The organism is Pseudomonas sp. M20, from assembly GCF_045037865.1.
GTDB lineage: Bacteria > Pseudomonadota > Gammaproteobacteria > Pseudomonadales > Pseudomonadaceae > Aquipseudomonas.
In genome coordinates this window covers 3,139,978-3,164,448 of sequence record NZ_CP173611.1, presented here as the reverse complement: position 1 = coordinate 3,164,448, position 24,471 = coordinate 3,139,978, and the positions used below count along the sequence as shown (strand labels likewise).

Annotated in this window: 21 protein-coding genes; 9 read left to right on the top strand and 12 right to left on the bottom strand. The window is 60.6% G+C overall.

All coding sequences use genetic code 11. The features are described 5' to 3' along the window. Positions 1–21 precede the first annotated feature (21 nt). The gene (locus tag ACI514_RS13930; protein ID WP_405124081.1) at positions 22–921 is read right to left on the bottom strand and encodes a LysR substrate-binding domain-containing protein; all 900 of its coding nucleotides are present in this window, start codon (positions 919–921) and stop codon (positions 22–24) included. A gap of 119 nt (positions 922–1,040) precedes the next feature. On the opposite strand from ACI514_RS13930, the gene ACI514_RS13925 reads away from it, so the two are divergent. Both ACI514_RS13925 and ACI514_RS13920 read left to right on the top strand, forming a co-directional pair. Then, complete coding sequence (locus ACI514_RS13925) at positions 1,041–2,408, top strand: MFS transporter (RefSeq protein WP_405124080.1); 1,368 nt, start codon at positions 1,041–1,043, stop codon at positions 2,406–2,408. A gap of 30 nt (positions 2,409–2,438) precedes the next feature. Next, positions 2,439–3,713 carry a glucarate dehydratase family protein gene (locus tag ACI514_RS13920; RefSeq protein ID WP_405124079.1) on the top strand — a complete coding sequence of 425 codons (1,275 nt, stop codon included), beginning with the start codon at positions 2,439–2,441 and terminating at the stop codon, positions 3,711–3,713. A gap of 97 nt (positions 3,714–3,810) precedes the next feature. Here the strand turns inward: ACI514_RS13920 and ACI514_RS13915 are convergent, their stop codons facing one another. Beyond that, positions 3,811–4,695 carry a LysR substrate-binding domain-containing protein gene (locus tag ACI514_RS13915; protein WP_405124078.1) on the bottom strand — a complete coding sequence of 295 codons (885 nt, stop codon included), beginning with the start codon at positions 4,693–4,695 and terminating at the stop codon, positions 3,811–3,813. A 158-nt stretch (positions 4,696–4,853) separates the two neighbouring features. On the opposite strand from ACI514_RS13915, the gene ACI514_RS13910 reads away from it, so the two are divergent. Continuing rightward, entirely contained in the window at positions 4,854–7,880 is a 3,027-nt protein-coding gene (locus tag ACI514_RS13910; RefSeq protein ID WP_405124077.1) for an FAD-binding and (Fe-S)-binding domain-containing protein, read from the top strand. Here the strand turns inward: ACI514_RS13910 and ACI514_RS13905 are convergent. Both ACI514_RS13905 and ACI514_RS13900 read right to left on the bottom strand, forming a co-directional pair. Next, entirely contained in the window at positions 7,813–8,502 is a 690-nt protein-coding gene (locus ACI514_RS13905; RefSeq protein WP_405124076.1) for a paraquat-inducible protein A, read from the bottom strand. The two genes, ACI514_RS13910 and ACI514_RS13905, sit on opposite strands and share 68 nt — an antisense overlap. Further along, positions 8,499–9,095, bottom strand: a complete 597-nt coding sequence (locus tag ACI514_RS13900; protein WP_160057371.1) for a paraquat-inducible protein A — start codon at positions 9,093–9,095, stop codon at positions 8,499–8,501. The genes ACI514_RS13905 and ACI514_RS13900 overlap by 4 nt, the downstream gene beginning before the upstream one ends. Before the next feature lie 218 nt (positions 9,096–9,313). On the opposite strand from ACI514_RS13900, the gene ACI514_RS13895 reads away from it, so the two are divergent. After that, positions 9,314–10,483, top strand: a complete 1,170-nt coding sequence (locus ACI514_RS13895) for a DUF1624 domain-containing protein (RefSeq protein ID WP_405124075.1) — start codon at positions 9,314–9,316, stop codon at positions 10,481–10,483. Positions 10,484–10,486: 3 nt separating this feature from the next. On the opposite strand, the gene ACI514_RS13890 is transcribed toward ACI514_RS13895, so the two are convergent. Then, positions 10,487–11,377, bottom strand: coding sequence for a LysR family transcriptional regulator (locus tag ACI514_RS13890; RefSeq protein WP_405124074.1), 891 nt, complete (start codon positions 11,375–11,377; stop codon positions 10,487–10,489). 130 nt (positions 11,378–11,507) lie between these two features. On the opposite strand from ACI514_RS13890, the gene ACI514_RS13885 reads away from it, so the two are divergent. Together ACI514_RS13885 and ACI514_RS13880 are read left to right on the top strand one after the other, a co-directional pair. Beyond that, positions 11,508–12,338 carry an oxidoreductase gene (locus ACI514_RS13885; protein ID WP_160057374.1) on the top strand — a complete coding sequence of 277 codons (831 nt, stop codon included), beginning with the start codon at positions 11,508–11,510 and terminating at the stop codon, positions 12,336–12,338. A gap of 131 nt (positions 12,339–12,469) precedes the next feature. Next, a complete protein-coding gene (locus tag ACI514_RS13880) occupies positions 12,470–14,014 on the top strand; it encodes an MFS transporter (protein WP_405124073.1) in 1,545 nt (514 codons plus the stop codon). A gap of 114 nt (positions 14,015–14,128) precedes the next feature. Here the strand turns inward: ACI514_RS13880 and ACI514_RS13875 are convergent, their stop codons facing one another. Continuing rightward, on the bottom strand, positions 14,129–15,520 hold the full coding sequence (locus ACI514_RS13875) for an aldehyde dehydrogenase family protein (protein ID WP_405124072.1): 1,392 nt from the start codon (positions 15,518–15,520) through the stop codon (positions 14,129–14,131). Between the two features lie 103 nt (positions 15,521–15,623). On the opposite strand from ACI514_RS13875, the gene ACI514_RS13870 reads away from it, so the two are divergent. After that, positions 15,624–16,502: a putrescine utilization regulator PtrR gene (locus ACI514_RS13870; RefSeq protein WP_160060076.1), complete on the top strand. Its 879-nt coding sequence runs from the start codon at positions 15,624–15,626 to the stop codon at positions 16,500–16,502. Between the two features lie 26 nt (positions 16,503–16,528). On the opposite strand, the gene ACI514_RS13865 is transcribed toward ACI514_RS13870, so the two are convergent. Together ACI514_RS13865 and ACI514_RS13860 are read right to left on the bottom strand one after the other, a co-directional pair. Then, a complete protein-coding gene (locus ACI514_RS13865) occupies positions 16,529–18,094 on the bottom strand; it encodes an aldehyde dehydrogenase (NADP(+)) (RefSeq protein ID WP_405124071.1) in 1,566 nt (521 codons plus the stop codon). Then, positions 18,091–18,729: an isochorismatase family cysteine hydrolase gene (locus ACI514_RS13860; protein WP_405124070.1), complete on the bottom strand. Its 639-nt coding sequence runs from the start codon at positions 18,727–18,729 to the stop codon at positions 18,091–18,093. Before ACI514_RS13860 ends, ACI514_RS13865 begins: the two co-directional genes overlap by 4 nt. 98 nt (positions 18,730–18,827) lie before the next feature. On the opposite strand from ACI514_RS13860, the gene ACI514_RS13855 reads away from it, so the two are divergent. After that, positions 18,828–19,325: a helix-turn-helix domain-containing protein gene (locus ACI514_RS13855; RefSeq protein WP_160057379.1), complete on the top strand. Its 498-nt coding sequence runs from the start codon at positions 18,828–18,830 to the stop codon at positions 19,323–19,325. Positions 19,326–19,331: 6 nt separating this feature from the next. Here ACI514_RS13855 and ACI514_RS13850 read toward each other — a convergent pair whose 3' ends face one another. Together ACI514_RS13850 and ACI514_RS13845 are read right to left on the bottom strand one after the other, a co-directional pair. Continuing rightward, entirely contained in the window at positions 19,332–19,955 is a 624-nt protein-coding gene (locus ACI514_RS13850) for a glutathione S-transferase (RefSeq protein ID WP_405124069.1), read from the bottom strand. Positions 19,956–20,054: 99 nt separating this feature from the next. Then, positions 20,055–21,470 carry a cytosine permease gene (locus ACI514_RS13845; protein ID WP_160057381.1) on the bottom strand — a complete coding sequence of 472 codons (1,416 nt, stop codon included), beginning with the start codon at positions 21,468–21,470 and terminating at the stop codon, positions 20,055–20,057. 234 nt (positions 21,471–21,704) lie between these two features. Between ACI514_RS13845 and ACI514_RS13840 the strand changes: the two genes are divergently transcribed. Continuing rightward, positions 21,705–22,616, top strand: a complete 912-nt coding sequence (locus ACI514_RS13840) for a LysR family transcriptional regulator (protein WP_160057382.1) — start codon at positions 21,705–21,707, stop codon at positions 22,614–22,616. Between the two features lie 18 nt (positions 22,617–22,634). Here the strand turns inward: ACI514_RS13840 and argE are convergent, their stop codons facing one another. Beyond that, positions 22,635–23,783: an acetylornithine deacetylase gene (argE, locus tag ACI514_RS13835; RefSeq protein WP_405124068.1), complete on the bottom strand. Its 1,149-nt coding sequence runs from the start codon at positions 23,781–23,783 to the stop codon at positions 22,635–22,637. Then, positions 23,780–24,457, bottom strand: coding sequence for a DUF1028 domain-containing protein (locus tag ACI514_RS13830; RefSeq protein WP_160057384.1), 678 nt, complete (start codon positions 24,455–24,457; stop codon positions 23,780–23,782). The genes argE and ACI514_RS13830 overlap by 4 nt, the downstream gene beginning before the upstream one ends. Positions 24,458–24,471: the final 14 nt, after the last annotated feature.

Below are 24,471 nucleotides of genomic sequence, written 5' to 3'. Positions count from 1 at the left end.
CTCTGAAGAACTAGTATTTCTTCAGCCCCAACCCTCAGCCACCGCCCGGCGAATCGCTTCCAGCAACATCGCAAACGCCGGGTTGTCGTTGTTCTCCCGCCAGATCAGATGCAGCTCGCTCTGCACTCCTTCGCCCAGATCGATATCGCGAAACATCACATTCTTGAACACCACACTGGTGGCGCAACGCGGCACCAGCGCCAGGCCCATGCCGGCGTTAACCAAAGCCAGAATTGTCAGCGATGACCCCAGCCACTGCACATAATCCGGCGCGACCCGTGCCGAGCGCAGCATGCCGGTCAGCAGTTCATTGAACGGCGGATACGCGGCGTGGGAATACATCAGGAACGGCTGTTTATCCAGATCACTGACCGCCACTTCAGCCGCCGTTGCCAATGGATGTCCACTCGGCACCGCCAATACAAACGGCTCGCGTACCAGGCATTCGGTGGCGTAGCCCGGCTCCAATAATGGCGCACGGGCAATGCCCAGATCGATGCGGCGGGCGCGCAGGGCTTCGTGTTGCTGGTAAGTGTTCATCTCCGACAGATCGATTTTCACCTGCGGCTGTTTCAGCCGTGCCTCGGCGATCACTTTGGGCAGAAACTCGTACACCGCGCTGCCGACAAAACTGATGTTCACCGAACCGATATCGCCCTCGGCAAAGCGTCGGGCGGTGACGGCTGCTTGCTGCGCGCGCTCCAGCAGGTTCTGTGCTTCGATGAAAAATGCACGGCCAGCGGCGGTCAGCGCGACGCTGCGGGTGCTGCGGGTGAACAACTCGACGCCAAGGTGATGCTCCAGCAACTGGATCTGCCGGCTCAGCGGCGGCTGCGTCATGTTCAGTCGCTCGGCGGCGCGGCGAAAGTTGAGTTCGGTGGCGACGGTGGTGAAGCAGCGCAATTGGGTCAGTTCGAACATTGATCTAATCCGGGTATCAATCGAATGCCAAGTTAGATTAGACGGGATCAATGATCGCCGTCCATGATCGGTCCATCGCTTTACGCCATCCCTAAAAAAACAAGATCGGGAGTCGCCCCTTGAAAACCCTCCAGAGTCCGCTGAACGTCACGGTTCTCGCCCGTGCCGCCGCCAAGGTCAAGCGCCACGTGCTGCCGCTGTTCGTGGTGATGTTCATCGTCAACTACATCGATCGGGTCAATATCGGTTTTGTGCGCAGCCACATGGAAACCGATCTGGGCATCGGCGCGGCGGCTTACGGCCTCGGCGCTGGATTGTTCTTTGTTGGCTACGCGCTGTTCGAAGTGCCGTCGAACATGCTTTTGCAGCGTTACGGCGCGCGGGTCTGGTTGACGCGGATCATGTTCACGTGGGGTGCAGCGGCCATGGCCATGGCCTTCGTCAGAGGTGAAACCAGTTTCTATGTGCTGCGCTTTATTCTCGGTGCGGCCGAGGCGGGTTTCTTCCCGGGGATTATTTATTACTTCACTCAGTGGCTGCCGGCCTCCGAGCGCGGCAAGACCATGGCGGTATTTCTCAGCGGTTCGGCCATTGCTTCGGTGATCTCCGGCCCGGTCTCCGGTGCGTTGCTGCACATCAGCGGCCTGGGCCTGCATGGCTGGCAATGGATGTTTTTGATCGAGGGCGCGGCTTCAGTGGTGCTCTGCGCATTCGTCTGGTTCTGGCTGCAATCGCATCCGCGTCAGGCCAAGTGGCTGAGCGAAGAAGAGCGCGAAGCACTGGTGGCGGCAATTGCCGAAGAGCAGCGCGCTCGTGAGGCGTCGCAAGTGGCCAAGCCGTCGATGTTCAAGCTGTTGGCGGATCGGCAGATTGCGCTGTTCTGCTTTATCTACTTTTCTATCGCCCTGACCATTTACGGCGCGACGTTCTGGCTGCCGAGCATGATCAAGAAGATGGGCAATCTCGGCGACTTCCAGGTCGGCCTGCTCAACTCGATCCCGTGGATCATTTCGATTGTCGCCATGTATGGCTTTGCGGCGATGGCCGGCAAGTGGAAGTTCCAGCAAGCCTGGGTCGCGCTGACGCTGGTGATTGCGGCGATTGGCATGTTCATGTCGACCACCGGTGGGCCGATCTTCGCCTTCGTCGCCATCTGCTTCGCCGCCATCGGCTTCAAGGCTGCGTCGGCGTTGTTCTGGCCGATTCCGCAAAGCTATCTGGATGCGCGTATCGCCGCTGCAGTGATCGCTTTGATCAACTCCATCGGCAACCTCGGCGGTTTCGTTGCGCCGACGGCGTTCGGCATCCTCGAAGAAACCACCGGCTCCATCGAGGGCGGACTGTACGGCCTGGCGGCGACGTCGCTGGTCGCTGCGGTGGTGATCTTTTTTGCCCGCACGGCGCCTGGCGCGAAAGGTAAAAACCTTGCAAAGCCGCATGACGAGGCCGCCGTTGTCGTGACGGCCAGCCCGGCCGCGAGCCATTGAATTGATTGTTGATCTGTCAGGAGCGTTATCTTGAAAATCACCCGCGTAACTGTGACCCCGATTGCCTTTCGCGATCCGCCGCTGCTCAACGCCAGCGGCATCCACGAACCCTTCGCTCTGCGCTCGATCATCGAGATCGAAAGCGACAACGGCTATATCGGCCTCGGCGAAAGCTATGGCGATGCCCCGGCGCTGGCGATTCAGCAGCAGTTGCAGGCACAGCTGATCGGCCTCGACCCGTTCAACCTCAATCAGTTACGCGCGATCGTGCAGGCCACCGTTGCCGCGAACAAACCGGCCAGTCTTGCCGGCGCCGAACTGGCACCCGGTTCCCACGCCAGCAAAGCGGTGAGCAATGCCTACTCGGCGTTCGAAGTGGCGTTTCTCGATTTGCAGGCGCATTACCTGAATGTGCCGCTGGTGGACCTGCTCGGCGGTGCTATTCGTGATGAAGTGCCGTTCAGCGCTTACCTGTTCTTCAAGTACGCGCAGCATGTCGATTCGCCGTACAAACCGGACAATTGGGGCGAGGCGCTCAGCGAGCAGCAGATCGTCGCGCAGGCTGCGCGGATGATCGAGGTGTACGGTTTCAAGAGCATCAAGCTCAAAGCCGGTACGTTGCCGCCGGAGCATGAAGTGGCATGCATCAAGGCACTGAAAAAAGCCTTTCCGGGATATCCGTTGCGCATCGATCCGAACGGCAACTGGTCACTGGAAACCTCGATTCGCATGGCCGAGTTGCTCGGCGATGATCTGCAATATTACGAAGACCCGACCCCGGGCCTCGACGGCATGGCCGAGCTGCACAAGCGCACTGGCCTGCCGCTGGCGACCAATATGGTGGTCACCGATTTCGACGAATTCCGCCGCAGCATCGCGCAAAACAGCGTGCAGATTGTTCTCGCCGACCACCATTACTGGGGCGGCCTGCGCGACACGCAGACCCTGGCGAAGATGTGCGACGTGTTTGGCCTCGGCGTGTCGATGCATTCCAATTCACACCTGGGCATCAGCCTGATGGCGATGGCGCATGTGGCGGCGGCGGTGCCGAATCTGGATTACGCCTGCGATACGCATTATCCGTGGCAGGAGCCGGATGAGGAGGTGATCAAGGGCGGCAAACTGCCGATTGTCGATGGCTGCGTGAAGATCACCCGCGCACCGGGGCTTGGGCTGGAACTGGATCAGGATCAGTTGGGCAAGCTGCATGATCAGTACCTGACGTGCGGGATTCGCCAGCGTGATGATGTGCGGCAGATGCAGCGCTACAAGCCGGACTGGAAGGCGGTCAAGCCACGGTTTTGAGGTGTTTGATTTGACGCCATCGCGAGCAGGCTCACTCCTACAGTTGGAATGCGCTTCCCTGTAGGAGTGAGCCTGCTCGCGATTGGCGTCCTCATGTTCACAACGTTTTTACCAGCCAATCCCGAAACGCTTTCAGCGACGGCAAATTCTCATTGCGCGGCGGATACACCAGGTAATAGCTGCGGCGACTGGTAATCGGCTCACCCAGTTGCAGCAGTTCACCCTTCAACAACTCATCTTCGACCAGAATCCGCGGCACCAACCCCACACCAATATTCGCCCGCACCGCCTGAATCAAGTGCGAGGTCATTTCAAAGCTCGGCCCGATACGCATGCTTCGGTGCGGCAGACCTTGATGGCTGAACCATTCCGCCCACGCCTGGGCATTGCTACTGACGTTGAGCAACAGTTGCCCGGCGATGTGTTGCTCGGCGTCGTCGCGCTCAGTGTCAGAGAGTTGCGCACTGGCGATCACCACCAGTTCCTCGGTGTGCAAGGGCAGGGCCGTCAGCCCCGGCCATTCACCACCACCGACGCAGATCGCCGCATCGATTTCGCTGGTATCGAAGTCGATTGCTTCGATACGCGAATGCAAGTGCACGGTCATGCCTGGATGTGCGGTGTAGAAATCCTTCAAGCGCGGCAGCAACCATTTCGAACCGAAAGTCGGCAGCGTCGCCAGGCGCAGACTGTGAATGCCCGAGCCAAACGCCATCGCCTGCAACGTCGCACTGCGAATCTGCCCGAGCGCTTCGGCGAGTTCGCGCTGATACATGCGTCCGACATCGGTCAGCACCACTTGCCTGCCTTCGCGCGTGAACAAACGCATGCCGAGCATTTTCTCCAGAATCTGCACCTGACGGCTGACCGCACTCTGCGTCAGCGACAGTTCGTGGGCGGCACGGGTGTAGCTTTCATGGCGCGCGGCGGCCTCAAAGGCCAGCAATAACGACATGGAAGGGGTGAGCGTGCGCGGATTCATTCGTAAAAGTCATCAATAGCGGGTCGAATTTACGGTTGTCCCGGCGTTCGCCAGCAATGAACATGGGCACCATGAGATGGCGGAGCCTGACGCAATCATTCGTTGCGTACAACTGTTCACCGCCGCGCGGCCCGATTTTGACCGAGATAACCTGACCGATGATTGCCCAGCTGTCCCCTGGCAAAGCCCTGACCAGCGATTACCAGCAGTTCCTCCAAGCCCTGAAAGCCAGCGGTTTTCGCGGTGAAATCAGCGCCGATTACGCCAGCCGCGTGGTGCTGGCGACCGACAACTCGATCTATCAGCGCCTGCCACAAGCGGCGGTGTTTCCGCTGGATGCCGAGGACGTGGCGCGGGTGGCGCGACTGATCGCCGAGCCGTCGTACCAGCAAGTGGTGATCACTCCGCGTGGCGGCGGCACCGGCACAAACGGCCAATCGCTGACGGACGGCATCGTCGTCGATCTGTCGCGGCACATGAACCGCATCCTCGAAATCAACGTCGAGGAACGCTGGGTGCGCGTGCAGGCCGGGGTGGTCAAGGATCAGCTCAACGCTGCGCTGAAATCCGCCGGACTGTTTTTCGCCCCGGAGCTGTCGACCTCCAACCGCGCCACCGTCGGCGGCATGATCAACACCGACGCCAGTGGCCAAGGCAGTTGCACCTACGGCAAGACCCGCGACCATGTGCTCGAACTCGACATGGTTTTGCGCGGCGGCGAACGTCTGCACGGTTTGCCGCTTGAGGAAAGTGAGCTTGAAGCGCTGTGTGCCCGCGAAGATCGCGTCGGTGAAGTCTATCGCTGCGCGCGGCAGATCATTGATGAGCAGGGCGAGCTGATCAAGGCGCGTTTTCCCGATCTCAACCGTTGCCTGACCGGTTATGACCTCGCGCACTTGCGTGAGGCGGACAACCGTTTCAACCTCAACAGCGTGCTCTGCGGCGCGGAAGGCTCGCTGGGATTTGTCGTCGAGGCGCGGCTGAACGTGTTGCCGATCCCCAAACACACGATGCTGGTGAACATCCGCTACGCCGGGTTCATGGATGCTTTGCGCGATGCGCGGGCCTTGATGGCGCTCAAGCCGTTGTCGATCGAAACCGTCGACTCGAAAGTGCTGTTGCTGGCGATGCAGGACATCGTCTGGCACGGCGTCGCCGAGTATTTCCCGGAAAGCGCCAAGCGCCCGACGCTGGGCATCAATCTGGTGGAGTTCTGCGGCGACGATCCCGAGGATTTACAGCGCCGGGTCGAAGCATTCGTCGAACACCTGAGCCGCGATCAAACCGTTGAGCGCCTGGGTCATACGCTGGCGGTCGGTCATGCGGCGGTGAACAAGGTCTACGGCATGCGCAAGCGTGCGGTAGGCCTGCTCGGCAACGTCGCCGGTGAAGCGCGGCCGCAGCCGTTTGTCGAAGATACTGCTGTGCCGCCGCAACACTTGGCCGAGTACATCGCCGAGTTGCGCGACCTGCTCGACAGCCATGGTTTGCAGTACGGCATGTTCGGTCATGTCGACGCGGGCGTGCTGCACGTGCGGCCGATTCTCGACATGAAAGACCCGCAGCAAGCGGCGCTGGTGCGCCCTGTGTCTGATGGCGTCGCCGCGCTGACCCAGCGTTACGGTGGGCTACTGTGGGGCGAGCACGGCAAAGGCCTGCGCTCGGAATATGCCCCGGCGTTTTTCGGCGAGTTGTATCCGGCACTGCAAGCCTTGAAGGCCGCGTTCGACCCGTTCAACCAGTTCAACCCGGGCAAGATCGCCACGCCGGCGAACACCGGTGCGGCGTTGCTGAAAATCGATGAAGTCACTCTGCGTGGCGAACTGGATCGGCAGATCGACGAAAAAGTCTGGCAAAGCTACGGCGCGGCCATGCACTGCAACGGCAACGGCGCCTGCTACAACTTCGATCCCGATGACGCCATGTGCCCGTCGTGGAAAGCCACCCGCGAGCGCGCTCAGTCGCCCAAGGGCCGCGCTTCGTTGATCCGTGAGTGGCTGCGTTTGCAGGGCGAGGCGGGCGTTGATGTGTTGTCCGATGCGATTCGCAAGCCGGCGTTTTTCAGCACGTTGTGGCAGCGCTGGCGCAACAGCCGTGCACAGTCCGAGGATTTCTCCCACGAAGTCTACGACGCCATGGCCGGTTGCCTGGCGTGCAAATCCTGCGCGGGGCAGTGTCCGGTGAAGGTCAATGTGCCGGAGTTTCGTTCGCGATTTCTTGAGCTGTATCACAGCCGTTATCTGCGTCCGGCGCGGGATTATCTGATTGCTTCGCTGGAGTACAGCATCCCGTACATGGCGCGGATTCCGGCGCTGTACAACGGTTTGATGGGCGCTTCATTCGTTCGTAGCTTGCTGGAACGGGTCGGCGGCATGATCGACGTGCCGTTGCTCAGTCGTTTTGATTTCCATGCGGCGATGCGCCGTTGGCAGGTGCAGCCGGCGACGGTGTCGACCTTGGCGGCGCTGACCCCGGCGCAACGCGAGCGCAGCGTGGTCATCGTGCAGGATGCCTTCACCCGCTACTTCGAAGCGCCATTGTTGGCCGATCTGGTCGAGTTGATTTCGCGTCTGGGTTATCAGGTGTATCTGGCACCGTTCAGCGCCAACGGCAAGCCGCTTCACGTGCAGGGCTTCCTTTCGGCGTTCAACCGCGCGGCATTGCGCAACGCTCGGCAGTTGCGTGAATTGGCCGATGTGGGCGTGCCGTTGCTGGGCCTCGATCCGGCGATGACGCTGGTGTATCGCCAGGAATACCTGAAAGTGCCGGGCATGGAGCAATGCCCGGAAGTGGCGCTGGTGCAGGAGTGGTTGCTCAAAGTGATGCCAGAGCAGGCGGTGCAGGATAAAAGCGCAGCGTTCCGACTGCTTGCCCATTGCACCGAGAAAACCAATGCCCCGGCCGCGACCCGCCAGTGGGAACAGGTGTTCGAACGCGCAGGTTTGAAGTTGGCCACGCAGGCCACCGGTTGCTGCGGCATGTCCGGGACTTATGGCCACGAGGCGCGCAACCGCCAAACCTCAGCGGTGATCTACGAGCAGTCGTGGGCACGTCAGGTAGACGCGCCGGCAGAGCATGGCGAAGCACTGGCCACGGGGTATTCCTGCCGCAGTCAGGTCAAGCGCCAGTCGGATCAGGCACTGCGCCATCCGTTGCAGGTGTTGCTGACGGCTCTGCGTCGCTGAGTGGTTCATCGACTGGAGCGTTGTCCCAGATCAGCCGAGGGTCGAAGCTCATTGCCGAGAGCATGGTCAGCACCACGACCATGCCGAAGAACAGGATGCCCGGTCGCGGTTCGATATCGCCCAGTGTCTGGAACTTCACCAACGCTGCCACCAGTGCGACCACCAGCACATCGAGCATTGACCAGTAGCCGATCAGCTCGACGAAGCGGAACATTTTCGAGCGTTCCCGGCGTGCCCAGCCACTGTCGCGTTGCACAGTGATCAACAACAGCGACAGGGCGACGAACTTGACGCCCGGCACGGCGATACTGGCAATAAAGATGATCAGTGCGATGTCCCACGCGCCATGCTGCCAGAACTCCAGCACGCCGCTCATGATCGTGCTGTCGGCGCCGCTGCCAAGCATGGTGGTGTTCATCACCGGCAGCAGATTGGCCGGCACGTAAAACGCCAGCGCCGCGAGCATGTAGGCCCAGGTGCGCGCCAGTGAATTGGTTTTGCGCCGGTGCAGCGGCGCATCGCAGCGCGGGCATTCATGTGGCTCGTCGGTCATGTCGCAGGCCAGGCCACAGCTGTGGCACAGGCACAGGTTGAGTTCGCTGGCAGTCGCGGGTCGGTTCATGGAATGTCCCATAGGTCGCGGATATCGCGGCCGGCAATCCTGATCATCATCAAACTCAGCACGGCCAATGCGAACAGGCCGATGCCGGGCAACACGTCGAGCAATCCCGCCAGTTTGAACACCGCGACCATCGCCCCCAGCAGGCACACTTCGAGCATGCTCCACGGCCGCAGGGTTTCCAGCCAGCGCATGCACAGCTTGAAGCCCGGCGCGCGTCGGGAGGACAGCGCGAAGCTGAGCACCCAGATCAGCAGCACCAGTTGAAATGCCGGGGCAATGATGATCGAAATTGCCGCGACCATCGCTATGAAGGTGATCGGCCCCTGACTCAGCGCCAGCACCGAATCCCACAGTGTCGCGCTGTTTTTCAGGCCTTTGAGGCTGATGCTCATCACCGGATAGAAATTGGCAAACAGCCACAGCATCGCCGCCGTGAAGGTCAGTGCCAGGCGCTGTTCGACGGTCAAACCGTTGAAGCGCTGGAGTACGCCGCCGCAGCGCACGCACGAGGTTTTCTGGTGTTTGGCCAGCACGGTTTTTTCGTACACACAATCGCAGTGCTCGCAGATGATCAGGTGTTCGGTGTTGACCATGGACAACGCTCGACAGCAAGCCGCAAGGGCAGGGGACTTGATCACTATAGAAGCCTGAGGCTATTGGGCAACTTGCCCGGCGTGATCAACTGAGGTTTTTCTGAGAATCACTATCGATTGAGCTTGGGTTTTTGCTGGTTATTGTTATAAGGTAACGCGAATTTTCAGGGGTGGTCCTTGTGGGCATCCGGTGTTAACCCTTCGATTGCGAAACGCTCATGACGATTGTGCTCCCTCGTTCTGCCCCGCTGGCCGCTGGCCGGCTGCTGTCCATTGACGCCCTCAGAGGCTTGGTCATTCTGTTCATGCTGCTCGACCACGTGCGCGAAACCTTTTTGCTGCACCGTCAGGTCAGCGACCCGATGGACATTGCCAGCACCGAGCCGGCGCTGTTTTTCAGCCGCACGTTGGCGCATCTGTGTGCGCCGGTGTTTGTGCTGCTGACGGGATTGTCGGCGTGGTTGTTCGGTGAAAAGTACGCGGGCAAGTCTGATGTCAGCGCCTTTCTGTTCAAGCGTGGTCTGTTTCTGGTGCTGCTGGAATTCACCCTGGTGAACTTCGCGTGGACGTTCCAGCTGCCACCGAGCGTGATTTATCTGCAAGTGATCTGGGCGATCGGTTTGAGCATGATCGCCTTGTCGCTGCTGGTCTGGCTGCCGCGCTGGCTGTTGCTGACGTTAAGCCTGACGATCATCGCCGGACACAACCTGCTCGACACTGTGCATTTCCCGGTGGAGTCGGCGCTGCATGTGCCGTGGGCGATTTTGCATGATCGCGGCTGGATCGACGTCAGCGACACTCTGCGCCTGCGCACCTCCTATCCGTTGTTGCCATGGATCGGTGTGATTGGTCTGGGTTATGCACTGGGGCCGTGGTTTGCTCGCGGCGTTGAAGCGGGTTTGCGTCAGAGCCACCTGTTGATCGCGGGTTGCGCCGGGCTGCTTGGCTTTGTCGGGCTGCGGCTGATCAATGGCTATGGCGAAAAACCGTGGGCCGTGGGCGACACGTCGGTGCAAACCCTGATGAGTTTTTTCAACATCACCAAGTACCCGCCGTCGTTGCTGTTTATCGCGCTGACCGTGAGCGTCAGCCTGTTGCTGCTACTGGCATTCGAACGTTTGCAGGATCGTCGCTGGATTCGCTGGCTGACCGTATTCGGTTCGGCGCCGATGTTTTTCTACCTGCTGCACCTGTACGCGTTGAAGGTGTTGTACCTGATCGGCGTGGCCTTGTTCGGGCTGAATCAGGGCAGCTATTTCGGTTTCTCGTCAGTCGCGGCCATCTGGCTGGCAGCAGCGCTTCTGTCGATAGCGCTGTACCCGGCCGTGCGCTGGTTCTCGGCGTTGAAGGCCCGTCGTCGCGACATCGCCTGGTTGAAGTACCTGTAAGCGCTAGCGCCGGTTGCGCACGAAGTCGATAAACGCCTTCAGCGCTGCCGGCACATGACGGCGGCTCGGGTAGTACAGGTGCAGACCTGGATAGAACGGGCACCAGTCTGCCAGCACTTGCACCAGAAGCCCGCTGGCGAGGTGTTCGCTGACCATGTCTTCGAACACATAGGCCAGGCCCAGCCCTTGCAGCGCTGGGCCGACCATCAGGCTGACATCGCCGAGGGTCAGCGGGCCGTTGACTTCGATTTCCTGGGCAATGCCGCCGCGCTCGAACTCCCAGCGATACATCGAACCGCTGGGGTAGCGGTGGCGGATGCACGGCAGTCCGTGCAGGTCTTCGGGCTTTTGCGGTGCTGCGTGACGTTCAAAAAACGCCGGTGAACCAACGACCACTGAACGCATTGGCGGGCCAATCGGCAGCGACACCATGTCGGCCTCCAGGCGATCACCGAAGCGCACGCCGGCATCGAACCCATTGGCGACGATATCCAGCAGCGCATCGCTCTCGACCACTTCCAGACGAATGTCCGGATACACCTGCAAAAACTCACTGGCAATCGGCAGCAACACCAGTTCGCAGGCTTGCCGCCCCGAAGTGATGCGCAAGTTGCCCGAGGGTTTATCGCGAAAATGGTTGAGGTCTTCCAGCGCATCGTCGATATCACGAAAGGCCGGTTTCAATCGCGCGTACAGGCGCTCGCCAGCCTCGGTCAACGCCACGCTGCGGGTGGTGCGATTGAACAGGCGCACGCCTAGACGGTTTTCCAGCGCCTTCACCGAATGGCTCAGGGCGGAGGGCGTCAGACCGAGTTCGATGGCGGCTTTACTGAAGTTCAGGTACTGCGCGGTGCAGAGGAAAACGCTGAGATCTGCCGCCGAAGGTGATTTCATCTGTGAATGCCTTTCACAAAGTCATGCAAAATTGTTGGGATTATCGCATCAGTAGCACGGCTTTAAAGTCGCATCAACTTATCAAACAGGCCCGGCACCCATGTCAGGGTTTCTAACAGGAGAAGTTGTTATGCGCACCTGGTTCATTACTGGCGCTTCCCGTGGCTTTGGCATTCTCATCGCCGAGCAGGCCCTGCGTTCCGGTGACGCGGTCATCGCTACCGCGCGCAACCCGCAAGACATCACTGACCGCCTCGGCGAGCAACCGAACCTGCTGGCATTGCGTCTCGACGTCACCCGTGAAGACGAAGCGCATCAAGCGGTCGCTGAAGGGATCAAGCGTTTTGGCCGTATCGATGTGCTGATCAACAACGCCGGGTTTGGCGTACTGGGCGCGGTAGAAGAAACCAGCGCCAGCGAGACCGAGCGCTTGTTCGCGACCAATGTGTTCGGTTTGCTCAATGTCACCCGCGCCGTGTTGCCGCATATGCGGGCGCATCGCAGTGGTCGGGTGATCAACATCTCGTCGATTGGCGGCTATCAGGCGTACATGGGCTGGGGCGTTTACGGCTCGACCAAGTTCGCCGTCGAAGGCATCACCGAAGCATTGCATCAGGAACTGGCGCCACTGGGCATTCAAGCCACGGTGGTCGAGCCGGGTTTCTTTCGCACTGATTTCCTTGATGAACAGTCGTTGATCAAGACGCAACTTGAGCTGCCGGACTACGACGAAACCGTGGGCAAGATGCGAGTGTTTGCCGAAGCTGCGAATCATGCACAACCGGGTGATCCGCAGAAGTTTGCCGAGGCGATGCTGGCGCTGGTCAATGCACCGAACCCGCCGCTGCGCCTGGCGCTGGGCAGCGATACGGTGGCGCGGATCGAGGCGAAGAATCGCCTGGTGGCGCAGGAGTTGGCCGAGTGGAATGAGCTGGCGCTGTCCACCGACTTCGCCAACTGAACGCCAGAGCTGTGAGAGCGAGGCTGCTCGCTCTCATCTTTTTCGTGCGCAAACTTCGGTGGATTTTTCTGTGTGCTTTGCGCCTTATTCGCTGCGCGACGCAGCTTTGTGATATCTCAAAGGATGGAATGATGAACGCTATGACTCAGCCGCACGGAGCGCGCGACAAGTTGCTCGTACTCGCGGCCGTGTGTCTCTCGGCACTGGTCCTGCCGTTGAGTTTTACCGGCGGCGCGGTGGCGACGCCGGCCATTGGTCGCGATCTGGGCGGCAGCCCGGTGGCGCTGACCTGGATCACCAATGCGTTCATGTTGTCGTTCGGCAGTTTGCTGATGGCCGCCGGCGCATTGGCTGATGTTTATGGGCGCAAACGCCTGTTCACCTTTGGCATGCTGCTGTTCACCGCCGCGTCGTTTGCGCAGAGTCTGGCGCCTTCGGTGTTCTGGCTGGACGTGTTGCGTGCCGTTCAAGGTGTGGCGGGGGCAGCGGCGCTGGCCAGCGGTTCGGCGGCGTTGGCGCAAGAGTTCGAAGGGCACGCCCGGACCCGCGCGTACAGCGTGCTTGGCACGACGTTCGGCATTGGTCTGGCGTTCGGACCCTTAGTGGCCGGGGCATTGATCGAGGTTTTCAACTGGCGAGCAATTTTTGTCTTTACGGCGTTGGTTGGAATGATCGCAATGGTCTTCGGTCTGCCACGCATGCGCGAAACCCGTGACCCCGATGCCAAAGGGCTGGACTGGCCGGGCACGTTGCTGTTCAGCACAATGCTGGCGCTGTTCACGTTTGGCCTGATTCAGGCGCCGGACAGTGGTTGGGGCAGTCCGCTGGTCATCGGTTTGTTGGGTGCTTCGGCAGTATTGCTGGCGGTGTTCGTGCGCGTCGAAATGCGTGTCGAGCGGCCGATGCTGGACTTGACCCTGTTTCGTTATCCGCGATTCATTGGCGTGCAGATGCTGCCGATCGGCACCTGTTTCTGCTACATCGTGCTGGTGGTGATGTTGCCGCTGCGCTTTATCGGCGTTGAGGGCTTGAGCGAGATCGATGCCGGTCTGCTGTTGCTGGCGTTGTCGGCGCCGATGCTGGTGGTACCGATGCTGGCCGCCGCGCTGGCGCGCTTTGTATCCGCTGGCATTTTGTCCGGCACCGGGTTCCTGATTGCCGCCTCGGGTCTGCATTGGCTGAGTTTGTACAGCGTCGGTGAGGCGAAATTCGCGCTAGTGGTGCCGATGCTGCTGATCGGTGTAGGCGCCGGTTTGCCCTGGGGGCTGATGGATGGTTTGTCGGTCAGCGTCGTGCCGAAAGAGCGCGCCGGCATGGCGGCGGGCATCTTCAGCACTGTGCGCGTGGCGGGTGAGGGGATTGCCTTGGCGATTGTCGCGGCAGTGCTGGCGTCATTGCTGCACGCTGATCTGTCGAGTGCCGTGCACGTGGTGACAGGCAGCGCCGAGGCATCGCTGATTGCCGAGACCGCGCACCGGGTGACGACGGGTGATATGGCGCATGCGATCAACACCGTGCCAGGTCTGGCCAATGAACGCCTGGTGCAAGGTTATGCGTCAGCGTTTCAATATCTACTGCATATCCTGACGGTGATCACGCTGGTGTCGGCGGTGGTGGTGCTGGGCTTGTTGAGCAAGGATCGCAGCGTCGCCGAGCCACAACAGGCTGCTGCATAAACCCAATGTGGGAGCGAGCTTGCTCGCGAAAGCGGTGAGTCAGCAACGGATGGGTTGACTGACATTGCCTCTTCGCTAGCAGGCTCGCTCCCACATGGTTTTCCGGTGTCTGGATTATTTGCGATCCAGCCACACAGTTTGCGCATTGCAGAACTCGCGCACGCCGAAGTGCGACAGCTCGCGACCGAAACCACTCTTCTTCACGCCGCCAAAGGTCACACGCGGATCGCTGGCGGAGTAGCCGTTGATGAACACGCCGCCAGTGTCCAGTTCGCTGGTCAGTTGCTGGGCCAGTGCCACGTTGGCGGTGTAGATCGTAGCGGTCAGGCCGAACTCGCTGTCATTGGCCAAGGCCACGGCATGCGCGCAATCGCGGGCGGTGATGATCGACGCGACCGGGCCGAACAGTTCCTGTCTGAACGAGGTCATACGATCGGTGACATCGGCCAGCACGGTTGGCTCGTAGTAGTTGCCCGGGCCTGCGGACTTGCCGCCGCCGAGCAGCAGGGTGGCGCCTTCTTCCAGGGTGTCACGCACTTGCTGGTCGAGTTCATCGCGCAGGTCGAAACGCGCCATCGGGCCGATGTATGTGTCGGCGGACAGCGGATCCCCGACCTTCAACTTGCGCGTGGCTTCGACAAACTTGCGGGTGAATTCTTCAACCACGCCTTCTTCGATGATCAGGCGTTTGGCTGCCGCGCAGACCTGACCGGAGTTCTGGTAGCGACCAATGACCGCCGCTTGCACCGCTTCGTCCAGATCGGCGTCGTTGAGCACGATAAACGGATCGGAACCGCCCAGTTCCAGCACGCATTTCTTCAACGCAGCACCGGCCTGCGCGCCGATTGCCATGCCGGCACGGACGCTGCCGGTCAGGGTCACGGCGGCAATGCGGGGATCAGCGATGGCGGTGGAAACGCCTTCCGGAGTGACGTTGATCACCTCAAAAACACCCTCGGCGAAACCGGCGCGGGTGAAGGCATCGCGCAACAGATAGGCGCTGCCCATCACGTTCGGCGCATGTTTGAGCACGTAAGTGTTGCCGGCGATCAGCGCCGGCACGGCACCGCGCAGTACTTGCCAGATCGGGAAGTTCCACGGCATCACCGCGAGAATCGGGCCGAGCGGACGGTACTCGATGCGCGCCTTGCCACCTTCAACCTGAGTCGGCTCAGCGTCGAGCATCGCCGGGCCGTGTTCGGCGTACCACTCGCAGAGCTTGGCGCATTTCTCGATTTCACCGCGGGCCTGAGCGATCGGCTTGCCCATTTCCTGAGTGATCATGGTGGCCATGGCGTCGCTGGTTTCACGCAGCGCACCGGCGAGGGCGGTCAACAAGCGCGAGCGATCCTGCAACGGCTTGCGCTTCCATTTGCCGAAGCCGTAGGCGGCGCGGATCAGCGCGGCGTCGAGGGCGGCAGCGGATTCAAATGCGTAATGACCGATCTGCTCGCCAGTGGCGGGGTTGATCGAGATGGCGTGGGTCTGGCTGGAAATCTGGCTCATGGCATCGTCCTGCATGTTCGTCGGATGAGCCTAGAGTAGGGTGGTGTTTGTTTTCTGGAAACTGAATAATAAAGATCGTTTCTTTCACAATTGGAGAATGAATGTGGATCTGGTGCAGCTGGAAATCTTCAAAGCCGTTGCCGAACACGGCAGCATCAGCGCCGCCGCCGCGCAGATCCATCGCGTGCCGTCGAACCTGACCACGCGGATCAAGCAACTTGAGCAGGATTTGGGCGTTGATCTGTTTATTCGCGAGAAAAGCCGTCTGCGTTTGTCCCCGGCGGGGTGGAGTTTTCTTGAATACGCGCGGCGCATTCTCGACCTGGTGCAGGAGGCTCGGGCGACGGTGGCGGGCGAGGAACCGCAGGGCGCTTTTCCATTGGGCTCGCTGGAAAGTACGGCCGCCGTACGCATTCCCGAATTGCTGGCGGCGTACAACCAGTTGCACCCGAAAGTCGATCTCGATCTGTCCACCGGACCGTCCGGCACGATGATCGACGGCGTGCTGTCCGGGCGTCTGGCTGCAGCGTTTGTCGACGGCCCGGTGCTGCATCCAACACTGGAAGGCGTGCCGGCGTTCGAGGAAGAAATGGTCATCATCGCCCCGATCAACCACCCGCCCGTGAAGCGCGCAGCGGACGTAAACGGCGAGAATATTTATGCCTTCCGTTCCAACTGCTCCTACCGTCACCACTTTGAAAAATGGTTCAGCACCGACGCCGCTGTGCCGGGCAAGATTTTCGAAATGGAGTCCTACCACGGCATGCTCGCCTGTGTCAGCGCCGGCGCCGGTCTGGCGCTGATGCCGCGCAAAATGCTGCAGAGCATGCCCGGGAGTGCGACCGTCAGCGTCTGGCCATTGGCAGCGGATTTTCGCTATTTGACCACCTGGCTGGTGTGGCGACGGGGCACGGTGTCGCGCAGTTTGAGCATGTTTGTGCGCTTGCTGGAAGAGCGCGGGGTCGTGCGCGCAGATGCATGATCGCGTGTGCCGCGCACTGGCTCCTGTTATTGCCCGTCGACGCTGCGCGGCAGATTCAGCGGATTACCTTCGCGCAACACTTGCGGCAACAACTCATCCGGAAAACCCTGATAAGCCACGGGCCGCAAGAAGCGTTCGATCGAGGTCATGCCGACCGAAGTGAAGCGGCTGTCCGATGTGGCCGGAAAAGGGCCGCCGTGCACCGTAGCAAAGGTCACTTCCTGTGGGTGGGCGAAGGCGTTGACCACGATGCGTCCGGTGCGCCGTTCCAGAATCGGCAGCAGGCGCCGCGCCAATTCCAGATCGACACTTTCAAGGTGAATCGCCGCGCTGAGCTGACCCTTGAATGAGCGGGCGACCGCCAGCAGTTCGGCTTCATCGTTGACCGCCACCAGCAGCGCCGACGGGCCGAAAACTTCATGGGCCAACCCCGGCTCGCTGAGCAATTGGTGTCCCTCGACTTCCAGCAACGCAGCACGTCCGGCGAATGTGGCATTGGCCGGTGTGCCTGCCGCGATCACCTGCGCGCCGGCACTTTTCATCACCATCAAGCCCTCGACGTAGGCGCCATGAATGCCCGGCGTCAGCATCGTCCGTGCCGGTGCCTCGCTGACCCGTTTACGCATGGCGCTGCGCAGTTCATCAAACCCCGCACCGCGTACGGCGATCAGGATCGACGGACACAAGCAGGCCTGACCGACATTGACCAACATCCGTTCGATAAAGCCGTCACCGATTTCGGCGCCGCGAGCCGCCATGGCCTCGGGCAGGATGAAGGTCGGGTTGACGCTGGTCATCTCGGTGAACACCGGGATTGGCTCGGGGCGCAATTGCGCGCGGCGATAGAGCGCCATGCCGCCCTGTTTGGAGCCGGTGAAGGTCACGGCTTTGATCAACGGATGATCGACCAGCGCTTCGCCAATGGCATTGCCGCCACCACGCACCATCGAGAAAACACCTTCGGGCAAGCCATGTGCCTGCACGGCTTTACGAATGGCTTGCGCCTGGATTTCCGAAGCGCCGGGATGCGCGTTGTGTGCTTTGAGAATCACCGGCGCCCCGGCCGCCAGTGCCGACGCGGTATCGCCACCCGCCACCGAGTAGGAGATCGGGAAGTTGCTCGCGCCGAAAATCGCCACCGGGCCAATGGCGATTTTTTGCAGGCGATGATCCATCCGTGGGCGCGGCTGACGCTCGGGTTGCGCCGGGTCGATGGCCAATTGCAGAAAGCGGCCCCGGCGCACCACATCGGCGAACTGGCGGAACTGGGTTGCCGCTTTCGCGGCTTCGCCTTCGAGCTGGGCTTGCGGCAGTCCGGTTTCCAGTGCGGCGCGTGCAGATAGTTCGCGGCGTACTTCATCGAGATTGTCAGCGATGCTTTCGAGGAACGCCGCGCGTTCGGCCAGCGAGGTGTGGCTGTAGCGGTCGAACGCTGCATCGGCGAGTGTTGCAGCCTGATCAACTTGTGCGGCACCGCCGAAGGCGAAGTCGGGTTCGATCAACTGATCAGTGGCCGGATTCAGCGCTTTCATCGTGCCTGCGGTGGCGGCGACATCCGCCGCGCCGATCAGCAAATGGCCGGACAGATTCATTGCGCTTCACCTTGGGATTGGAGGTTGGCAATCAGTTCGTCAGTGTTGGCAATCACGTGAGCGAATGTCGGGCCGTTGAGCTCGTGGGCGGCGTGCATCATTTCTGCTTTGAAGGCCGCTGTTGCATCGCGTACGAGGGTGACGTGGTAGCCCAGTTCCGCGGCATAGCGCGCGGTGGCTTCAATGCAGGTGTTGGCCAGCAGGCCGACGATGATCACGTGGGTGACGCCTTGCTGCTTCAGGCGAAAATCCAGGTCAGTGTTGGCGAAACCACTCGAACCCCAGTGTTCCTGAACCACGATATCGCCGTCCTTCGGGGCGAAATCAGGGTGCCATTCACCGCCCCATTCTCCGCGGGCAAAGTGGTGCATGTGCATGATCTTGCATTGGGTCGGGGTAGGGTGGTCCCAGCTTTCGTAGTCGCCTTTTTCCCAGCGATGATGGGGTACGATGACCACCGGCATTTTCAGCTCGCGCACGGTGCGGTCGAGTTTGCGCAGGTTATCGAGCAGGCCATTCTGTTCGGCCATGGGTTTGATCAAAGGGAAAATCTTACCGCCGTCCGAAAGAAAATCGTTGTACGGATCGACCAACAGGTAGGCGGTTCTGTCCAGCGGATAGGGGGTATTCGACATGGCGGCTTGCTCCGGCATTGGGATTATCGGTGCGCAGGGCTTGTCCCGGCATCGTGTAGATATGATAATCATAGTAACTGTAAAAGAGGCAAGCCCTGATGGCAGTAAACAATAGTCTTCCTGACACGCTGTGCCCGATCTCCCGGGCCGAGACGATCGTCGGAGACCGCTGGACAGTGCTGGTTTTGCGCGAGTTGTTCATGGCCAATCATCGCTATGACGAAATCCAGGCGCAGACCGGCGGTACCCCGCAAATGGTTGCCGCGCGTCTGAAATGTCTGGAAGCGGATGGGTTGGTCGAACGACGCTTGTACAACGAGCGGCCGAAACGCTACGAGTATCACCTCACCGCGAAAGGCGAGGCGTTCTATCCGGTGATCATCGCGTTGCGGGCTTGGGGTGAGACCTGGTGCAAAGCACCGGAGGAAGGGCTGGCAGTGAACATGACCCACAAAAACTGCAACCACGACGCCGGCCTCGGGCCGCTGTGCGATCACTGTGGCGAACCCTTGCGTCGGCAAGATCTGATCAGCCAGCCACAAGCTGCCTACGCCGCCGAACGACAGGCGCGGCGTGAGGCATTCAAAGGCAAATGATCTCTATCACGGCGTGCCGTTGCGACCGTGCAGCACGTAGCCGGGACGCAGGCTCAAGCGTTCGTAATAGACTTTCACTGCGGCAAAATCCGGGTGAGCCAGTGGCGTTTCGAACCAGCGGTTCACCGACAGCCCGATGGGAATGTCCGCCAGGGAAAACTGCTCGCCGCTGACGTAAGCGCCGGTCTTTTCCAGTTGCCGGTCGAGGATGGCCATGTTTTTTGACCATTGCTCAATCCCGACCGCCAGCGTGGCATTGTCCTGATAGTCGGGCGACTGACGCACCAGTGACATGAAGGCGTACGACCACGAACGATTCAGCTCCGACGCTTGCCAGTCGATCCACTGATCAATCCGCGCTCGAGCCATCGGCTCCGTCGGATAAAACTGCGCGCCGTCATAGCGCGACACCAGATAACGAATGATCGTGTTCGATTCCCATAGCGTGAAATCCCCGTCCTGAATTACCGGCACCATGGCACAGGGATTGAGCGCGAGAAACTGCGCATCGTTCGTCGATCTGAACCCCGAACCCCAGTCTTCTCGCTTAAAGGGAATCTGCAATTCAGCGCATGTCCACAGCACTTTACGCACGTTGATCGATGAGGCTTTACCGAGTATTCGCAGCATTGGATGTCCCTTACCCAATCGTCGTCAGGGGTAAAGAAATACCACACCGCAACGGAGAAGGCCCGCACAGTGCGGGCCTTCATTTTCAGCGAATCAATCTCACAGACTGCTCGCCAGTTTCCCGCCCATCATCCGCCGACGATAGGAGGTGTCCCGATTGGCCAGCCAGAAATACAACGGCGAGGTCACCAGCAGTCCCACCAGCCACGACAGATCCGCGCCGTTGATGTGCGCCGACACCGGGCCGACGTACAGCGGCGTGTTCATGAACGGGATCTGCACGGCGATACCGATCGCGTAGGCCAGCAGGGCTTGCGGGTTGTACCGGCCGTAAATACCGCCATCGACCTGGAAGATCGACTGGATGTCGTACTGGCCTTTGTGGATCGCGTAGAAGTCGATCAGGTTGATCGCCGTCCACGGCACCAGCACCACCAACAACACCAGCACCATGTCGACGAAGTGGCCGATGAAGTCTTTCGAGGCGCCAACGGCGGCAAAGCAGCAGGCCAGCAAGACGATGATCGAGATCACCGCGCGGCTCTTGGCGGTGGGGATCCAGCGATAGGCGAAGGTCTGCACCAGGGTGATCAGCGACAGCACCGCGCCGTACAGGTTGAGAGCGTTGTGACTGATCACGCTGAGCAGGAACAGCACCAGCATCAGCGGGCCGATGGAGCCAGTGGCGAGTTTGACCGCGTCCATGGTGTCCATGCCCACCGGCGTCGCCAGCACTGCGACGGCACCGAAGATGAACGCCAGACTCGACCCCAGCGCCGACCCCAGGTACGTGGTCCAGAACGTCGACGAGACTTTCACGTCCGCCGGCAGGTAACGCGAATAATCAGACACGTAAGGCGCAAACGCGATCTGCCACAAAGCCGCCAGCGACACCGTGGCGAGCCAACCGGAGAGGTTGAAGCTGCCACGAGTGAGGAAATCATCGGTCTGAATATGCGTGAAGATATAGCCGAAACCGACGACGATGCCGATCCCCAACACCCACGTGCCGATGCGGTTGAGCACGTGGATAAAGCGGTAGCCGATGATGCCGATGACTCCCGAACCGACTGCGCCAATGACGATGCCGACCGGCACAGGAACGCTGTCGACCACGCCATGCAGCGACTTGCCGGCCAGCACGATGTTGGAGGCGAAAAAGCCGATGTACATGACGCCGGCAATCAACACCACCAGCAACGCACCGAGGGAGCCGAACTGCGCGCGGCTCTGGATCATTTGCGGGATGCCCATTTGCGGGCCTTGCGCCGAGTGCAGCGCCATCAGTACGCCGCCAACCAGATGGCCGACCAGAATCGCGACGATGCCCCAGAGCAGATTCAAGTGAAACAACTGCACGCCCAGCGCACCGGTGACGATGGGCAACGGCGCGATATTGCCGCCGAACCAGAGCGTGAACAGATCCCTGACCTTTCCGTGGCGATCTTCGTGGGGCACGTATCCTATCGTGTGTTTTTCAATCAGCGGAGCGGAGGATGCTGCAGGGGTAGCCATGACGAACTCCAAGGCAAGGATGAGTACGTGGACGTACTTCGGCAAGCGCCGGCACGGGCGGCGCATTTCTTGTTGAAGTGATCATGTGCAAAGCGTCGGGATAGATAAATTAGTAAGTTTGTTGCTTCAGACCTTAAAAAAAATATGCTTCGACGGATGCGCGCGTCCGGTATGTTCAAACCTGATCGTGCGCCAGGGAACAGGGCGAACACTCGCGCTCTTCGGGAGACTCACATGGCTGCCTACAACCTGCGTCAGCTCAAATACTTCGTCACCACGGCCGACTGCGGCAGCGTCGCCGAAGCCTCGCGCAAGCTGTACATCGCGCAGCCGTCGGTCTCCACGGCCATCAAGCACCTGGAGGAAAGCTTCGGCGTGCAGTTGTTCATCCGCCATCACGCTCAAGGCGTCTCTCTGACGCCCAGCGGTTCGCGGTTCTATCGCAAGGCGCTGGAGCTGCTGCGCGTGGCTCACGAATTCGAGCAGAACGCGCTGGCCGACAATGATGTGGTCGCGGGGCAGATCGATATCGGCTGTTTCGAAACCGTTGCTCCGCTGTACCTGCCGCGTCTGATCGCCGGGTTCAAGGCGCGTTGGCCGGGGGTGGAAATCCGCATTCGTGATGGCGAGCAACAAGAACTGGTGCAGGCCCTGACCGCTGGCAGCATCGACGTGGCGATGCTGTTCGAACACGATCTGGACAGCACTATCGAAACTGCGCCGCTGATGCCGCCGCAACAGCCTTACGCGTTGCTGCCGGCCAGCCACCGCTTCGCGCAACAGGCGAAAGTCTCGCTGGATGATCTGGTGCTGGAACCGATGATCCTGCTCGACGTGGTGCCGAGCCGCACCTATTTCGTGAGTATCTTCGAAGAGCGCGGGCTGACGCCGAACATCGTCTTCAGCTCACCGTCGATCGAGATGGTGCGCGGCATGGTCGGCAATGGTTTCGGCTTTTCGATTCTGGTGACCAAACCGTTCAGCGACTACACCTACGACGGTCAGCAAGTCGTCTGTGTGCCGCTGGCGGAAAACGTCACCGGTTCGGGCTTGTCGGCGGCCTGGTTGCGTCGTGTGCAATTGACCAAACCGGCGCAGTTGTTTGTCGATCATTGCCGCGAAGAACTGGCCCGAGAGCACCCGTGAGGGCGGTCGGGCCAGGGTTCAAGCTCTGATAAACGCAAGCATGCGCTGGAGCATCTGATCGCAAGCCTGCAACTGATCGAGGCTGACAAACTCATCGGGTTTGTGGCCCTGATCCATGCTACCGGGCCCGCAGACCACGGTCGGAATGCCGACAGCATCAAACAGACCGCCTTCAGTTCCGAACGCCACAGTGCCGAAATCCTTCGAACCGCAAAAAGCCGAAATCAACTCGGCGGCCTGACTTTGCGCATCAGTGGCCAACCCCGGATACGCCGACAAGGCGCTGAAGCGAATATCACTCTGCGCACTGACCGCTCGCATACGCGGTAGCACTTCGCGCTCGGCATAGGCTTGCAGCGCTTCGGCAACGAGGATCGGGTCCTGTGAGGGCAGGGCGCGGATTTCGAAATCGAAACGGCAATCGGCCGGGACGATATTCAAGGCCTTGCCGCCGCTGATCACGCCGGTCTGCACCGTGCTGTAGGGCGGATCGAAGCGCGCATCGTGATGCTCCGGCGCTTTCAACTGCTGGCCGAGGCGGCCCAGTTCAGCGATCAGTTCGGCGGCGTATTCAATCGCGTTGACCCCGAGCGGGGCATAGGCCGAATGGCACGGATGGCCATGCACATCGCAGCGCATTGCCAGTTTGCCCTTGTGGCCGAGCACCGGTTTCAGTTCGGTCGGCTCGCCGATGATGCACAGCAACGGTTTGATCGGACGTTGCTGCAAGACCTTGAGCAACGAGCGCACGCCGAGGCAGCCGACTTCTTCGTCATAGGACAAGGCAATGTGCACCGGCATGCGCAGCGGCGTTTTAACCAGTGACGGCACCAGGGCGAGCACGCAGGCGACATAACCCTTCATGTCTGCGGTACCGCGCCCGAATACTTTGCCGTCGCGTTCCGTCAGTTCGAACGGCGGCAGCGTCCACGGCTGGCCATCGACCGGCACCACATCGGTATGCCCGGACAGCACAATGCCCGGTTGATCCACCGGGCCGATCGTGGCGAACAGGTTGGCTTTGCTGCGCTCATCGTTATAGATCAGCGCGCACGGCACGTCGAAACCCGCGAGGTAATTGCGAACGAATTCGATCAACTGCAAGTTGGATTCACGGCTGGTGGTGTCGAACGCCACCAACGCTTTGAGCAACTCGACGCTGTTCATCGGTTATCACCGGCCACGCCATAACCCGGCGCTTTGGCCGGATCGAGGGCGCGGTCGATGTAGTCCTGAAGCTGCGGCTCGTAGGCATCCCAGAGCTTTTGCAACTGACCGATCGGGTCTTCATCAGCCCAGTCGACGCGCAGGTTGACGATCGGCCAGGTCTGTTCGCCGACTACCACGACAGCGGCCGAATGCACCGGGCCGGCTTCGCCACCGAGTGCTTGCGCGGCGTGCAGGGCTTGGAGCAGGCGATCAGCGAGTTGACCTTCGCCGCCCTCAAAGGCACTGACCATCGCTTCGATGACCGAACGCCCGGCGAGCATGTTGCCAGCGGCGACGCACTGTTCGCCGCTGACGGCGTTGTGTATGCCGAGGGTTTGCGCACCGCTGAAATGTGCGGTCTGGCCGAGGTGGTTGATCGCGGTGATCTGACGGTACTGGCTGTAGCCGTTGCGCGTGAGGACTTTGTCCAGCGCATCGTCGGGTGCCAGGCCTTGTTCCATCAAAGCAAGGACTTCCGGGCCGAGGGACGGCAGAGTGATGTTCTGGCTCGACACCGCGCCAACACCCGGCAGCAGCCACGGGCAGCGCGCGCCGACGGCGATGCTGGAGGAACTGATGGCGACACCGAACTGGCCGGTTTCCGCGCAGCGGGCTGCGATTGAAAAGGTCATCTAATGAACTCCTT